The following is a 13,950-nucleotide window of genomic DNA, read 5'->3' on the forward strand; positions in this document are numbered from 1 at the left end:
TGCCGATGGCGCGTAGCAGCTGCGCATCCGACTCGCTGGCTGCGTCCGCAGCCAGCACGCGCAGGCCTTCCGACGCGCCCAGGTCCGCCATCAATTGCAGCAGCCGCCGCTTGCCCGCGCTGCCATCGCCGGCCAGGTTGGTGCTCAAACTCGGCCCCAGGCGCAGATAGCCCACGCCCAGGCGGCGCAGCAGCGCCAGGTCTTCGGGCGGCGAGACGACGCGGCGGATGCCGATGCGCACGCCGTGGCGCTGCAGCATGGTCGTCAGCGGGCCGAGCACGCTGACGATGTTGCGCTCGCCGTCGGTCTCGAACTCCACCCACAACCTGGCGCCAAGTGCGCCCACGCCGGCCAGCGCTTCGTCGAAGCGGCTGACGAAGGTCGGCCGCTCGGCCGAGCGCGGCGAGATGCGGATGGCCAGTTCGTCGCCCTGATCCGCCCTGCCGGCAATCCGGGCCAGCGCCAGCTCGGCCACGCGCAGGTCGATGTCGGCGATGCGCGCGGTGCGCAGCGCGGCGGGCAGCACCTCGTCGGGGCCGAAGAAGCGGCCATCCGCGTGCTGCAGCCGCACCTGGGCGAGCTGGTGCACGATGGCGCCATCGGCCGAAGCCACGGCCGTCAGGCTCAGGTCGACGCGGCCGGTGATGAGGGCCTCATCGATGAGGCTGCGCCATTGCGCCAGCGACACGGTCGGGCCGGTGCGGGTGGCGCGCACCATCATCCAGGCGGCATCGTTGCCTTCGCCGGACTGCAGGCCGCGGTCCACGCGCGACATCACCGCGCCAATCGTCTCGCCGCCATGGAAGGAGCTGGCCGCCAGCCAACCCACGCGTGGCCGGTCGGTCAGCTCACGCTGCTTGAGGCCATGCAACGCGTCGGCCAGCTCGCGCGTCCAGGCGTCGAGGGCGTCGGCCCGCACGAGCGGCATCAGCACCCCGAAGTCGGCACCGTTCAGCCGCGCAATCACGCCACCGGCATCGGTCAGGCGCGGCGCCCGGGTGCGCAGCAGCGTGGCCACCTGCTTGAGCAACTCGTCTGCGCGCTCGCGGCCGGCGCGCTGGTTCAGGCCCGCCAGGTCGTCGATGCGCAGCAGCACGATGCCGCCGGTGGCGTCGTCCGGCTCATGCAGCAGCGCCGCGAGCCGGTCCATGAACTGCGCACGCGCGGCCAGCTGGGTGACCGGGTCCACCGAGAGTTCGGCGTGCAGCACGCCCAGGCGGTGGTCGCGGTCGTCCAACTGCGCCTTGATGCGCGTCAGCGCGACATTGATGGTGCGCGACATCGAGGCCCATTCGACCGGGCCGTCCTGCGGTCGCTCGACGATGCGGCCCTGGCCTGCGGCATCGAGCTGGCCCATCAGCGGCTCGCCACCGCGTTGCCACCAGCGCAAGACGAACAGCAATCCGACCATCGTCGCCACGGCTGCCAGGGCGTGGATGACGAGCAGCCAGCCGAGCTGGGTTGGCGTCAGCGCGCCATGCAGCAGCCACCAGTTGCCAATGGCCGACAGCGTGAAGCCGCCCGCCACTGCCCCGGCGGCTCGCTGTGTGGCGCTGCCAATCGTCATGCGTGCACCCCAAGCGCGGCGCTCACGCCTCGCCCCCCGCCGCAATCAGCTCGTACTGCGGCCCGAAGCGCTCATCCAGGTTCTCGGCCACCAGCGAGGCGGCGGCGACGAGGCTGGTGTCCAGCTTGTGCAGCGCGCGCTGCGCGTTGTCACCGGCCTCGATGGAGGCGGCCACCTGCGTGGCCAGCGCCAGCACCGGCGCGAGCGTGGCGGGCGCGGGTTCGGTGTCGAGGTGATGCGCGACAGCGTCGACCACGGAGGCTGGGAAGCCCAGCTCATCCAGCCACGCCGCGCTGACCTGCGCGTGGTCCAGCCCACAGGCCTCGCGCTCGATGGCCGCCAGCTCCACGCCACGCGTCGAGCGGGCGCCGGCCAGCGCGGCGGGCAGTGTGTCGGCAAAGGCCTGGCAAAGAATCAGGTGGCCGACGTTGTGCAGCAGGCCAGCGAGGAAGGCCGCTTCGACATCGGCGCCGGTGAGCCGGGCCAGGCTGCGCGCGGCCTTGGCGGTGAGGGTCGCGTCCAGCCAGAACTGACGCAGGTTGACGCCCGGCACGGCGACGAACACGGCCTCCAGCCCGCCGCTGATGACCAACGTGCGCAGCGTGTCGGTGCCGATGATGGCGACAGCGTCCTTCAGGCTGGCCAGGCTGCGGCGGCCGCAGTAGTAAGGCGAGTTGGCGATGCGCAGCGTGCGCGCGGCGAGTTGGGGTTCCTGCTCCAGCTCGTCCACCAGTTCGAGGATGGAGGCGCCCGGTTCGCGCAGCTGGCTGATGAGGCGGCGCACGACACGCGGCACCGAAGGCAGTTGCAGTTGCCCGCCGGCCGCAGCCCTGACCTTGTCCATCTGAAGGCTCATGTGCGCGGCCCCTTGCCGTCGGACAGCGCATCGCGGAGCTGGTCTTTCTCCAGGTTCCACAGCGTCGAGTCCATGCGCTTGACGAGGACGGCCTGCTGCATCACCTCGTCTTTCAGCCCCTGGTTGGAGGCGGTCAGCGCGGAGATCTCACGCTCCAGGCTGGCCACGCGCGACAGCGTCAGGCGCACATCGCCGACCAGGGCCTCCTGCACGGGCAGGAAGTCCAGCATGCGGGCAACGCGCTCGTTGGACGAGCCGCTCTCCTGCAGCATGCCCTCGGCCGCCGAGGCTAACCGCGCCATCGCCGGCACCACGTCGCCCACGCCGCCGACGGTGGCCGTCGTGCGCTCCAGCACCGCTTCCTGGCTCTCCAGCCGCTCGGTGAGCCGCGCCGAGGCGCCGGCCATTTGTGCCACCTGTGGCACGAGTTGATCGAGCCGGGCCACCACGTCGGCCAGCCCCGTGGTGGACGCGCGGTGCTGCTCCAGGATGTCGGCCAGCAGCGTGGCCAGGAAGCGCTCGCTGATCTCGACGTTCTCGTTGACGCTGCTCTTCTCGGCCAGCGACAGCACATGGCCGCGCACGGCATCGACGACATCGCCCGCCGCCTTGCGCACCGCCACCATCTGGAAACCCAGCACGATGGAGCCGACCAGGCCGAACATCGACGCCGAGAAGGCCGTGCCCATGGCCGCCAGCGGCTTTTGCAGGCCGCCGACGATCTTGGCGAACTCGCCCTCCATGTCGGCGCCGCCACCCGCGCTCTTGGCAATGGTGGCGATCAGGCTCGACGTCTCGACCAGCGTCTCCAGCAGGCCGACGAAGGTGCCCAGCAAGCCCAGGCCCACCATCAGGCCGACCAGGAACTGGCTCAGCTCCTGGCGCTTGTTGAGGTACTGCTCCAGCGCCTCGATTTCGGGCTCCATCGCCGAGCTGTGGATGTAGACCTGGTGGCCGAGGCCGAGCTTTTGCAGCCGGTCCAGCATGCCGGTGACGAAGGCCGGCGGGCCCAGGCGCGGGTGCTGCTCGCCGCTGGCGTCGCCCTCGCGCAGCCAGCGCATGCCGGCGCGGAAGACGCGGTCCTCGGCGAACAACTCGATCAGGTGGCCCGCCATCGTCCACATGCCCCAGCACAGCACGGCAATGATGATGCCGTTGAGGATGGGGTTGGACATGATCGCGAACGACACGAAGTGCCACATCGACGCGGCGCCCGCCAACATGGCGAACAACGGCAGCGCGACGAAGAAGATGTGACGCACGCCGATGCCATGCTCGTGCGGCGACCTCGGCGCTCGCGGCGGCAGCGGCTCGGACACGGTGGCGATGTGGGTGTCGCTCATGGCGGTGATCTCATTTCAGTGTTCTTTGCGCATTCCGGGCCGAGCGCCGGGCCGCTCCCAAGCCGGCCCGCGCTGGCGATGTGCTCGCGGCTCAATGCCGCGAGCATCGCCGTCCCCTCGGGGGACCGACCGGGCGAGCCGCGTTCAGCGGGGCGAGAGTGGGCGAGGGGCTTCATTTCCTGTCACGCAAAGCGGTATCGGCCATGCCGCGAATCGGCGACAGCAGGTACTGCAGAACGGTGCGGCGGCCCGTGACGACGTCGGCGCTGACGCTCATGCCGGGGCCCAGCGGCTGCGCAAAACGTTTCGCGCTCGCCGGGTCCACGGCAGAGACGACGCGGAAGTAGCGCTCGCCGCGCTCGTCGACGAGGCTGTCCGCACTGATCTCGGTGACGCGCGCTTCCAGCGTGCCGTAGGTCGTGTAGTCGAAGGCCGCGACCTTGACCCGCGTGGGCAGGCCGACGCGCAGCGTGCCGCGCTCGGCGGGCGAGGCGCGCGTCTCGACGACGAGGGCGTCGTCCTGCGGCGTCAGCTCCACCAGCGTCTCGCCGGGCTTCACGACACCGCCCACCGTGTTGCTCGCCAGCTTGTTGACGATGCCGGCCACGGGCGCGGTCAGCACCGTGCGGCGCACGCGGTCGTTCTCGGTCTTGATGTCTTCCTCCAGCCGGCGCAGCTCCACGCGCGCATCGCTCAGTGCCGTGCGGGCCTCGCTGTGGAACTGGGCGACCGTCTCGGCCTTGCGGGCGGCCAGTTCGGCGGCGGCGGCAGCCAGGCGCGGCAACGAGGCCTCGCTCTCGGCGATCTGCGTCGTCAGCCGCTCGACACGGCCGCGTGCATCGAGCAACTCGCTCTGCGAGCCGGCATTGCGGTTGACCATGTTCTGCACCAGGCCGAGCTGCGAGCGCGCCACCTCCAGCTCCGCGCGCAGGCCCTTGCCGCGCGCTGCGGCTTCGGCGGCCTCCTGGCGGCGCTGCGTGGCCTGCTCGTCCAGCACGCGGGCCGTCTGCGCCAGCTTGGCGGTGCGGGCGGCGAAGGACTCGGACTCGGCCCGCACGGCCGGGTCGTTGGCCGCTGCACCCGCTGGCGGCAGGAAGCGCGGCGCGCCGGTGGCTTCCGCATCCAGCCGGGCCACGCGGGCCGCCATGCCTGTCAACCGCGCGCTCTTCTCGGCGCGCGAGGAATTGGCCTGCAGGTCCGACACCGCCACCAGCGGCTGGCCGGCGGTCACCGTGTCGCCCTCGTGCACGAAGACCTTGGACAGGATGCCGCCCTCCAGATGCTGCACCAGCTGCTGCTTGCCCGACGGCACGATGCGGCCCTGGGTGTGCACGACGAGGTCGACGTTGGCAAGCGCCGTCCACAGCGCCAGCGCGGCGATGACGGCCGTGGTGGCGTAGATCAGCGCACGGGGGCGGCGCAGGCGGCGCGTCTGGCCGAGGGTGTTGTCGAAATAGCCGAGCAGCAGGTCTACGGAGGCGTCGCGCGTCACGGTCGTCATGGCTTCTCTCCCAAGCGCACGGCCACGGCTGCGGCGGGCGCGCTGGCATTCATGTCGATGCGCGTGACGATGCGGTCCCCGGCGATGCCCTGGCCGAGCAGCTCGTTGCGCACGGCCATCGCGCGGATGAAGGCGGCGCGCTGGTTCTCGCTGAGGTGGATCTCGGGGCCGATGGCCACGACCTCCAGCCGCAGCGTGGGCGATTCGGTCAGGCGCTGCTTAAGCGGCGCGAGCGCCTCACCCAAGGCCTTGGCGGCGGCGGCATCGACGGTGAGCGCGCCCGGTGCGAAATCCAGTTGCAGGTAGCGGTCGACCGGCTTGACCTTGGCGGTGGCCGCACTCGCGGCGAGCGCGGCCTCGTTGCCGGCCACGGCGATGCGCGTACGCTGCGGCGCCTTGGTCTCGATGAGGGGGCCGCCAGCCGCCGGCTTCTCCTTCTCGGCCGCCGGCCCGATGAGCGCCTGTCGCGCCCGCCCCAACTCTGCCTGCTGCTCGGCAATCTTGGCCGCCATGCGCTTGGCCAGGATCTGCGCCGAGAAGCTCAGCGCGATCGCCAGCACGACGATGACGAACACCATCGCGATGACCACATTGGTCAACGCGTCCACAAACCCTGGCCAGTAATCCCCGCCCTTGCCGCCGCCGCCTGACATGTCAGCTTTCTCCGGCGTGATTGAACGAATACACAACACAGCCACAGAGACACAGAGGCACAGAGGCGGCACCACAGATCCGCGAACGCGGGATTTCTCTGTGCCTCTGTGCCTCTGTGGCTTTGTTCATCGCGCTGGCCAACGTGGACGAGATCTTCAAGTCAGCTCCTCAACGTGCCACGACCGTGCGCAGCGCGCCGGTCAGGTGCGCAATGCGCCACTCATTCTGCGCGGCGCTGACGACGACCTGCACGATGTCCAACCGGCTCTGGTGCAGGCGCTGGTAGGCGTCCAGCACGTCCAGCAGCTGGCGATTGCCGCCGGTGAGCTGAGCGCGGAAGGCTTCGACCACCTTGCGGTTAGCGTCCAGCTCGTCACGCACGGAGGCGAAGCGTTCGGTCGCCGCGCTCAGGTTGGCGTAGCTGGTTTCCAGGTCCTGCACGACACGGCGGCGCACGCCCTCGCCGCGCGCCTCCAGCTCGTTGCGGCGCGCCTCGGCGGCCTTCATGCGCGAGTAGTCGGCGCCGCCGTTGAGCAGGGGCATCGTCAGCACCAGCATGGCCTTGCTGTCGCGCTGCTGCGCCTCGCTGCCGGCCGCGTTGCGCGTCTGCGAATGCGTCACCTCCAAGGCCAGGCGCGGCAGGAAGGCGGCGCGGTTGCCCTTGCGCTCGGACTCCGCCGCCTGCTGCTCCAGCCGCGACGACAGGATCTCGGCGTTGGCGCCGTCGGCTTCGGCCAGCGCCGCGTCGGCATCAACGGGCAGGTAGAGGTCCATCGGCGCGTCCAGCGCGAGGCCGAACGGCGTCACCGACGACAGCCGCTGGAAGTTGCGCAGCGCCGCCGCCAGCGCCGCGCGCGAGTCGGCCAGGCCCGAGCGCACATTGGCCACGCGCGCCGTGATGCGCTCGCGCTCGGCCGGGCTGGCGCCACCGGCCGCCACGCGGTCGCTGATGTAGCGCAGCAGCTCGTTCAACTCTTTCTCGTAGCCCTGGCCAAGCTCCACACCCACGCGTTGCTGCAGCACGGCGAACCAGGCGGTGCCGGTGTCCAGCAGCGTCTGCGACTCGACGCCGGCCTGCTGGATATCGGCAGATGCGGCCAGCAGTTCCTGGCGCGTCCACTCATAGCGCGCGCTCTCGTCCACCAGCGCCTGGCTGAGCACGGCTGAGTTGTCGTTGCGGCCCAGGTTGTCCTTGCGGTCCGGCGGCGTTTCCAGATGGCCACGCCCCACGGAGAAGCGCGTCTCCAGCCTCGGCAGCAACGCACCGCGCGCGGCCTTGCGGGTGTAGTCGAAGCTCAGCGCGCGGTAGCGCGCGGCGGCCACCTCGGGGCTGTTCTGCCAGGCCAGCTGCAGCGCGTCGCCCAGCGACAGCGCCGGGCCGGTGCCCGTCAACGGCAGCACCGGCGGCATGCCCAGCAGCTGTATGAGATTGGCGACGCGCGGCTTGGTGGCCTCGACCATGGGCGCCGATGCGGCGGCGGCCGGCGCATCGGTCTGGGCCACGGCCCAGGCGGGTGCGATGCAGAGCAGCAGCAGGCTGCTCAGGCGACGCAAGGGGAGAGACATGGATCGCATTCCTTCAGGCAGACGTCGTGCGCGGCGCGGGCGTGCGCGGGGTGACAGCGCCCGGCGCCAGCAGGCGCTGCGGCGGCGCGTCGGCCACGAGGCGGCCGCGGTCCAGCACCAGCACGCGGTCGCAGATCTGGATCAGCTCGGCGCTGTGCGTGGCGACGACGACGCAGCGGCCGTCGCGCCAGCTGGGCAGCGCCGCGAGAAAACCTTCCTGGGCCTGGCGGTCCAGGCCGAGCGTGGGCTCGTCCAGCAGCACGAGGTCGGATGTTTGATGCAGCACGCGCGCCAGGGCCAGCATCTGCCGCTGCCCGCCCGACAGCCCGGCGCCGTTGGAACCCAGCTCGGTGTTCAGGCCCAGCTCGCCACGGTCCAGCTGCGGGCCCAGGCCAGCGACGCGCAAGGTGCGCAGCAACTCGGCCTCACGCTGGCCGTTCTCGCCCGGGGCGACGACGTCCTGCAAAGCGCCGGCCAGGAAGCCCGGCTCCTGCGGCTTGTAGGCGACGGCACCGGCCAGCCAGCGGCGGGTCAGGTCGTCCTGCACGACGCGGCCACCCAGTGCGAACTGGCCCGAGGTCGGCACCACATGCCCTGCGAGCAGCTTGAGCAGCGTCGACTTGCCGGCGCCCGAGCTGCCGACGACGGCGACCAGCTCGCCCGGCTTCAGCGTCACGCTCAAATCGGCCAGCACGGGCGGCCGGTCCGGGTAGGCAAAGCCGACACCGGCCAGGCGCACGCCTTCGGCAGCGGCAGACCCGAGCGGGCCGCCGGCCTCGCGGTCGGGCAGGGTCGCCGCGTCCAGCGCCACCGTATGGCCCATGTCACGCAGCGCGCGCATGAACTCCTGCCAGCGCAGCATTACCGGCGCGAACAGGCAGATGGAGCTGACGAGGCGGCCGCCCAGCATCGTCGTGGAGATGAGCCCGCCGACGCTGAGCGCCTGGGCTTCGATGCGGTAGACACCGGCCACCAGCGTCAGCACCGTGCAGGCCGACATGCCCACGGGCAGCAGCTGCTGGCTGACCTGCTGCCACACGCGAGCCCGCGCTGCCGCCCGCGCCGAGATGGCCGAGGGCTCGCGCAGACCGCGCTCGGCCACGCGGGCGGCGGCGACGGACATGAGGCTTTCGCGCGCCATCAGCACGTCCACCAACCACGACAGCTTGGTGCCCGACGCCTGCGTGGCCACCCGCGAACGGCGCGCGGCGGCGGCCTGCAGCACGCCACCCGTCATCAACAGCAGCGCACCGAAGCCGAGCGGAATCAGCACCAGCGGGCCGGCGATGACGGCCAGCACGACGGCGAAGATCAGCGCGAAGGGCACGTCGGCCAGCGGCAACAGGAATTGGGCAGACAGCACATCGCGCGTCGACCCGAGTTCGCGGTAGCGCGCCAGCAGCGTGCCCACCGCCAGCGGCTTGCTCGCCGGCGCGGCCAGCACGCCACGCAGCAGGCGTTCGTCCAGATGCATGTCCCAGCGCGCGCCGGCATGCTCCACCAGCATCACGCGGGAAAAGCGCAGCACCAGCTCCAGCGCGAACAGCAGCACCATCCCGAGCGCCAGCGCCCACAGCGTCTCGTGCAACTCGTTGCCGACGGCCTTGTCATAGACCAGCATCGAGAACAGCGGCAACGTCAGCACGAAGGCGTTGACGAGCAGGCTGGCCAGACCCAGATCCAGCAAGTGCCGCCGGTTCGCGCGGAGAAACAGAAGAATCGATTCACGCATGCGTCGGTAGCAACTCGTACCTCACGCTGGCGAAGGGCAGACCAGGCGGGAATTAGGAAAAGGGGCTTAATTGACTAGCCAATAAATGATAGCCATCGATAAAAGCTCGCCATCGCCGGGAATACCAGTCAAAACCCTTGCAGTTGCCAACTTGTAGGACGGCGGGCTGGCTGTTACGCATGCGCAGAACTGGGTTTTTCGCTGCGGCGCCAGGGCTGGAAGCCGGGCGCCAAACGGCTTGCGCATCGCAAACCACCAATACCAAACGGGGAGTTTGGTAGGCCGTGTTGGACATAGTTGTCGATCAACGGAAATGCTCCGAGGTCCCCAGGCAGACATTCAGCATCAGCGGCTCCTGATCCAGCAGGCAGCGCTGCTTGAACTTGTCGGCCGCAGCGATGACCTGAGCGGCTCTGAAGAAGTTCGGGGTGAACCGGCTCATGTCAGGAATGCCTGTTGTATCGGTTGCTCCGATGATTGGCTGGGCACTCCGTCGGCAAGCGGCCGCACCCCGTCATCGCCGCAGATCTCAATGCCCATGCGATATCCCATGGCGCGGTAGCCCCGCTGTCGCTTGTCCCACATCCGCAGCAGCGCCGGGTGTCCGGTATCAACGAAGTCGATGATCCGCACGTCGGCCTTGCTGGCGTGCTCACGGTGCAGGCGGCCAGCGTACTGCTGCAGCGTGCCTTTCCAGGACACCGGCATGGCCAGCACCAGGGTGTCGAGTGGCGGGTGGTCGAACCCTTCGCCGACCAGCTTGCCGCTGGCCAGCAAGATGCGCGGCTCGTTGGGTGGCAGTGCGTCCAGTGCGGCAATGAGGGCGGCTCGCCGCTTCTTCGACATCCGCCCGTGCAACACGAAGGGTGATGGCGCGTGTGCGGCCAGGGCTTGCTGGATCGCATCGAGGTGCTCGGTGCGCTCGGTCAGCACCAGCACTTTGCGGCCTTGTTCGAACGCCGCCGCAGCTTCTGCGGCGATGGCTTCGGTGCGGGCCAGGTCATTGGCCAGGTGTTTGAACACGTCTTGAATGCCCGCAGTGGCGCCCAAGTCGATGCGGGCAAGGCGTGATCGTGGCCACACCGCCAGGTCATGCGGTGCGCAGACCGGCCGGGCTGCCGTGTGCCGGATGGGCCCGCACTGCATGAAGATGATGGGCTGCAGGCCATCGCGGCGGATCGGCGTGGCGGTCAGGCCCAGCACGAACTTCGCCTTGGTTCGTTTGAGGAGGGCATCGAATGACGCGGCGCCAACGTGGTGGCACTCGTCCACGATGATCTGGCCGTAGCTTTCGACCCGTGCGTTCACCTCGCCCTGTCGCGACAGCGACTGCATCACGGCGATGTCGATCTTGCCCGTGGGTTTGGCTTTGCCGCCGCCGATGGTGCCGACCACCCCCTTGCCAACGTCGAGAAAGGCTTGCAGCCGCTCTTGCCACTGCTTCAACAGCTCGGTGCGGTGGACCAGCACCAGCGTGTTCACGCCGCGCCGGGCGATGAGGGCCGCCGCCGTCACGGTCTTGCCGAACGCAGTGGGCGCACACAGTACGCCGGCGTCGTGCTTCAGCATGGCGGCCACGGCCATTTCCTGATCCGGCCGCAGGTTGCCGACGAAGGCGGTTTGGATGGGCTCACCGGCGAATCGCTCGTCTGCAGGTCGCAGCGGATGCCGTTGTCCTTCAGCAAGCCCAGCGCAGCGTCAAGACAACCGCGTGGCAAGGCGATGTGCTGCGGGTAGTTCTCGGCATTGCCGACAACGCGAGGCTTGTCCCACACCGACATGCGCATGGCCTGAGCCTTGTAGAACGCGGGGTTCTGAAAGGCCGCCAGCCGGATCAGCCGATTCGCCAGCGCCTGCGGCAGCGCACTCTTCTCGAAGTAGATGAGGTTGGCCAACGTCACTGTTAAGGACTGCGGCATGGCACCCGGCAGCTTGGCGGACGTGTTGACGGGGCGCTTCCAGGGCGCGGCCAAGTCCTCGTCGTCGATGAACGTCACGTCCAGCGGGTGGGTACCGCCCGTGGCACGCAGGATGGTGGGCTCGATGTCGTGTGGCGCCAGAGGCTGGATCGACTCGAGATACGCCCACTGGTCGCCGTGCGGCTGCAGCGCGGCATTCACAAATACGCTGCAACCGTTTTCCCGCGGGTGCTTCTGCAGCGGCAGGGCGATCAGGTTGCCGAATCCTCCTTTGGGCATCGAATCCTGGTTGGGAAACAAGCGGTCGTAAGACCCCAGCTTGAGCTGTCGGGTGCGCGCGCAGGTGTGGCTGATGAGGGCGGTGCCCAGGCGGCGCGCATCGCGCGCCGACACGCGCCCTGCGAAGAACACCCAGGCGTGTGCGCCCTGGCCCGAGCGCGAAATCTCAAGCGCTGCCGGTACGCCCAGTTCATCGCAAGACTGCATGAACGCCTGGGCGTCCTGTGGCCAGTCCGCCTCATCGAAATCGACCGCCAGGAAGTAGCAGGTGTCATCTTCGAGCAGCGGATAGACGCCCACCGTTTGCTTGCCGGCCAGGTGGTTGTAGATCACAGCATCCGTCAGCCGCACCAGCAGCCGCTGGCCGCAGTCCCCGCACTTGATGCGCGGCTTCTCGCAAACGCCCGCGCGCCACTCGTTGGCACAAGCCGGCGCGTAGCCCGACTTGCCCGAGGTCTTACCCTCCCAGCGGACGGGATAGACATCGGTTCGGCCCCTGAAGAGCCGACGGAACAAGGCCACCTTGTCGGCCGTCGACAGGCTGGCACGCGGAGCCTGCGGTGTGGGTGGCGTGGGCGCAGGGGAGTGTGCCTGCGTGGCGATGGTCAGCGAGGGCAGCGGTACCGCTGCGGGTGTCGGGCGCCATGCGATGCCGTGCGACTCCAGCAGCGCCACCAGCCGAGCGTTCTCGGCTTGCAGCGCCCGGAGGTTTTCGCGCTCAGCCATTGCCTCCGTGCTCAGCGAACAGTTCGGCGATGTCGTCGCCCACGCCGTAACCGATGTCTTGGCAGCGATCCTGAACGACTTCCAGCCGCGTCAACAGCGGGTCTTGCTGTGTGGGTGGCAAGGAGGTGACAGCCTTCAAGGCCTGCTCGAACATGCGCACCAACGCACCCAGATAGGTCTCGTCGTCCATGCCCACATCGCCGCTGAAGCCCGAGGCACGCTCGCAATAGAACACCATCAACTCTGCCAGCCCGACGGCCGTGCCCGAAGCCTTCTTGTAGTCCGCGATGGCCTTCTTGGCCTTGGCCACCGAGGTGTCCTGGTTCTTGAACACATCGGGCCACAGCCAGCGGTCGATCGTGGCCTTGTAGGGCTTGAGCACGTCGGCGCCCAGCTGCAGCCGCGCGTGCAGAAAAGCCTGGTTGTCCTTGCTGGCGGCGTAGAGGTCTTGCAGCAGGCCGAGCAGGCCGGCGCGGTCGAGGTGGGCGAGCTGCGCCTTGACGTCGATCCAGGAGGAGGTTGCCTTCGTCTTTGCCATGTGGGTGGTGGGGGTCCAGAGGGTCAGTGCGACCCGGTTCAGGGGAGTGCGGACACTCGGTACAGCGTGGCGTTGGCCTTCATTGCCCAGCCTCCGCATCGTCCCCGCCGGCGCGCCGCGCATCCAGTTCCCGCCGCGTCCTGTCCAGCTCGTCCGCCAGCAACTTCTCATCGGGCAGGACGGTTTGATACTCCGCCGCCAGCACGGTGTTGGGCAAGCCCTCCAGCGCGTAACGCGCCTCGGCAGCGCCCTTCTCGGCACACAGGATCAGACCGACCGGCGGGTTCTCGCCGGGCTTCATCCAGTGCTCGCGGGCGTAGTTCAGGTAGAGGTGCATCTGGCCGGCATCGGCATAGCTGAATTTGCCGACTTTCAGATCGATGACCACGAGACACTTGAGCCGGCGGTGGAAGAACAGCAGATCGACGCGGAACCAGCTGTCGTCGATACGCAGGCGGCGCTGCCGGCTCACGAAGGCGAAGTCGTCGCCGAGCTCCAGCAGAAAGTCGGCCAGGTGCTGGATCAGCGCGCCTTCCAGGTCGGACTCGGAGTATTCGTCCTTGAGGTTGAGGAACTCCAGGACGAAGGGGTCTTTCAGCGCTTGTTCGGGCGTGACGGCATCGCCGGGCTCGGCCGCTTCTGCCTTTTGCAGCATGGCGGCCTTGTTGCGCGACAGGGCGAGGCGCTCATAGAACTGGCTGTTGACCTGGCGGTCGAGCTGTCGCACGCTCCAGCCGCAGCGCAGGGCTTCGGTTTCATAGAAAGCGCGCGCCGCGTCGGATTTGACCGAGAGCAGGCGGACATAGGCTGACCACGGCAGCGGGAAGGCCTGGGCCAGTGAAGCCAGGTTGGGTAGGTCAGGCGATTCTCCGGACGCCGCCTGGAGAATTTGCCGACCAGATTTTGCAGACAGCGTCTGCAAAATCTGGTCGGCAGGCCAAGCCAGGTAGGAAGCTGCGCATCTGCGCCAGGTTGCGCCAGCCAAAGCCGCGCCCGAACCGCCGAGTCAGGTCGCCGCCCAGGCGCTTGATCAGGTCTTCGCCGTAAACCGCCCGCTCCCGCCCGCCCTGCTCAAACTCAACGATACGCCGGCCGATCTCCCAGTAGCTCGCCGTCATCAACGCGTTGACGCTGCGGGCGGCTGCATGGCGGGCCGCCTCCAGCAGGCTGACGATGTCGCCATGGATGCCGCTGTAGCCCGGCTGTGCATCGGCGCTGCCGGGAGCGAGTTCGCTCATGCCTGCACCTCGTCCCAGTCGCGTCTCACGC

At 69.0% G+C, this 13,950-nt stretch carries 11 protein-coding genes and 1 pseudogene; all 12 read right to left on the reverse strand.

Features of this window, described 5'->3' with window-relative positions:
- Positions 1-1,567: EAL domain-containing protein (locus ABIS05_RS04155; protein WP_348013843.1), on the reverse strand; the 1,567-nt coding region annotated here is incomplete at its 3' end.
- Between the two features lie 22 nt (positions 1,568-1,589).
- The gene (locus ABIS05_RS04160; RefSeq protein ID WP_348013844.1) at positions 1,590-2,423 is read right to left on the reverse strand and encodes an HDOD domain-containing protein; all 834 of its coding nucleotides are present in this window, start codon (positions 2,421-2,423) and stop codon (positions 1,590-1,592) included.
- A complete protein-coding gene (locus ABIS05_RS04165; protein ID WP_348013845.1) occupies positions 2,420-3,766 on the reverse strand; it encodes a hypothetical protein in 1,347 nt (448 codons plus the stop codon). Before ABIS05_RS04165 ends, ABIS05_RS04160 begins: the two co-directional genes overlap by 4 nt.
- A gap of 172 nt (positions 3,767-3,938) precedes the next feature.
- Positions 3,939-5,267 carry an HlyD family type I secretion periplasmic adaptor subunit gene (locus ABIS05_RS04170; protein ID WP_348013846.1) on the reverse strand — a complete coding sequence of 443 codons (1,329 nt, stop codon included), beginning with the start codon at positions 5,265-5,267 and terminating at the stop codon, positions 3,939-3,941.
- The gene (locus ABIS05_RS04175) at positions 5,264-5,920 is read right to left on the reverse strand and encodes a hypothetical protein (protein WP_348013847.1); all 657 of its coding nucleotides are present in this window, start codon (positions 5,918-5,920) and stop codon (positions 5,264-5,266) included. Before ABIS05_RS04175 ends, ABIS05_RS04170 begins: the two co-directional genes overlap by 4 nt.
- A gap of 169 nt (positions 5,921-6,089) precedes the next feature.
- Positions 6,090-7,487 (reverse strand): TolC family protein, encoded by a 1,398-nt coding sequence (locus ABIS05_RS04180; protein WP_348013848.1) that lies wholly within the window; start codon positions 7,485-7,487, stop codon positions 6,090-6,092.
- A gap of 13 nt (positions 7,488-7,500) precedes the next feature.
- Positions 7,501-9,174 (reverse strand): ATP-binding cassette domain-containing protein, encoded by a 1,674-nt coding sequence (locus ABIS05_RS04185; protein WP_348013849.1) that lies wholly within the window; start codon positions 9,172-9,174, stop codon positions 7,501-7,503.
- A 349-nt stretch (positions 9,175-9,523) separates the two neighbouring features.
- The gene (locus ABIS05_RS04190; RefSeq protein WP_348013850.1) at positions 9,524-9,661 is read right to left on the reverse strand and encodes a hypothetical protein; all 138 of its coding nucleotides are present in this window, start codon (positions 9,659-9,661) and stop codon (positions 9,524-9,526) included.
- Positions 9,658-10,788 (reverse strand): DEAD/DEAH box helicase, encoded by a 1,131-nt coding sequence (locus ABIS05_RS04195; RefSeq protein WP_348013902.1) that lies wholly within the window; start codon positions 10,786-10,788, stop codon positions 9,658-9,660. Before ABIS05_RS04195 ends, ABIS05_RS04190 begins: the two co-directional genes overlap by 4 nt.
- Positions 10,782-12,143, reverse strand: a complete 1,362-nt coding sequence (locus ABIS05_RS04200; protein ID WP_348013851.1) for a TOTE conflict system archaeo-eukaryotic primase domain-containing protein — start codon at positions 12,141-12,143, stop codon at positions 10,782-10,784. The genes ABIS05_RS04195 and ABIS05_RS04200 overlap by 7 nt, the downstream gene beginning before the upstream one ends.
- On the reverse strand, positions 12,136-12,681 hold the full coding sequence (locus ABIS05_RS04205; protein ID WP_348013852.1) for a hypothetical protein: 546 nt from the start codon (positions 12,679-12,681) through the stop codon (positions 12,136-12,138). The genes ABIS05_RS04200 and ABIS05_RS04205 overlap by 8 nt, the downstream gene beginning before the upstream one ends.
- A 79-nt stretch (positions 12,682-12,760) precedes the next feature.
- A pseudogene (locus tag ABIS05_RS04210) lies at positions 12,761-13,919 on the reverse strand (YhcG family protein).
- Positions 13,920-13,950 lie beyond the last annotated feature (31 nt).

Origin of the sequence: Roseateles sp., assembly GCF_039929605.1 — a bacterium.
GTDB lineage: Bacteria > Pseudomonadota > Gammaproteobacteria > Burkholderiales > Burkholderiaceae_C > Pelomonas.

Bases quoted from the DNA above. Each gene is read 5' to 3' on its own strand.
- ABIS05_RS04160 (WP_348013844.1), bottom strand. From the start codon at position 2,423: ATGAGCCTTCAGATGGACAAGGTCAGGGCTGCGGCCGGCGGGCAACTG.
- ABIS05_RS04165 (WP_348013845.1), bottom strand. From the start codon at position 3,766: ATGAGCGACACCCACATCGCCACCGTGTCCGAGCCGCTGCCGCCGCGA.
- ABIS05_RS04170 (WP_348013846.1), bottom strand. From the start codon at position 5,267: ATGACGACCGTGACGCGCGACGCCTCCGTAGACCTGCTGCTCGGCTAT.
- ABIS05_RS04175 (WP_348013847.1), bottom strand. From the start codon at position 5,920: ATGTCAGGCGGCGGCGGCAAGGGCGGGGATTACTGGCCAGGGTTTGTG.
- ABIS05_RS04180 (WP_348013848.1), bottom strand. From the start codon at position 7,487: ATGTCTCTCCCCTTGCGTCGCCTGAGCAGCCTGCTGCTGCTCTGCATC.
- ABIS05_RS04190 (WP_348013850.1), bottom strand. From the start codon at position 9,661: ATGAGCCGGTTCACCCCGAACTTCTTCAGAGCCGCTCAGGTCATCGCT.
- ABIS05_RS04195 (WP_348013902.1), bottom strand. From the start codon at position 10,788: ATGCTGAAGCACGACGCCGGCGTACTGTGTGCGCCCACTGCGTTCGGC.
- ABIS05_RS04200 (WP_348013851.1), bottom strand. From the start codon at position 12,143: ATGGCTGAGCGCGAAAACCTCCGGGCGCTGCAAGCCGAGAACGCTCGG.
- ABIS05_RS04205 (WP_348013852.1), bottom strand. From the start codon at position 12,681: ATGGCAAAGACGAAGGCAACCTCCTCCTGGATCGACGTCAAGGCGCAG.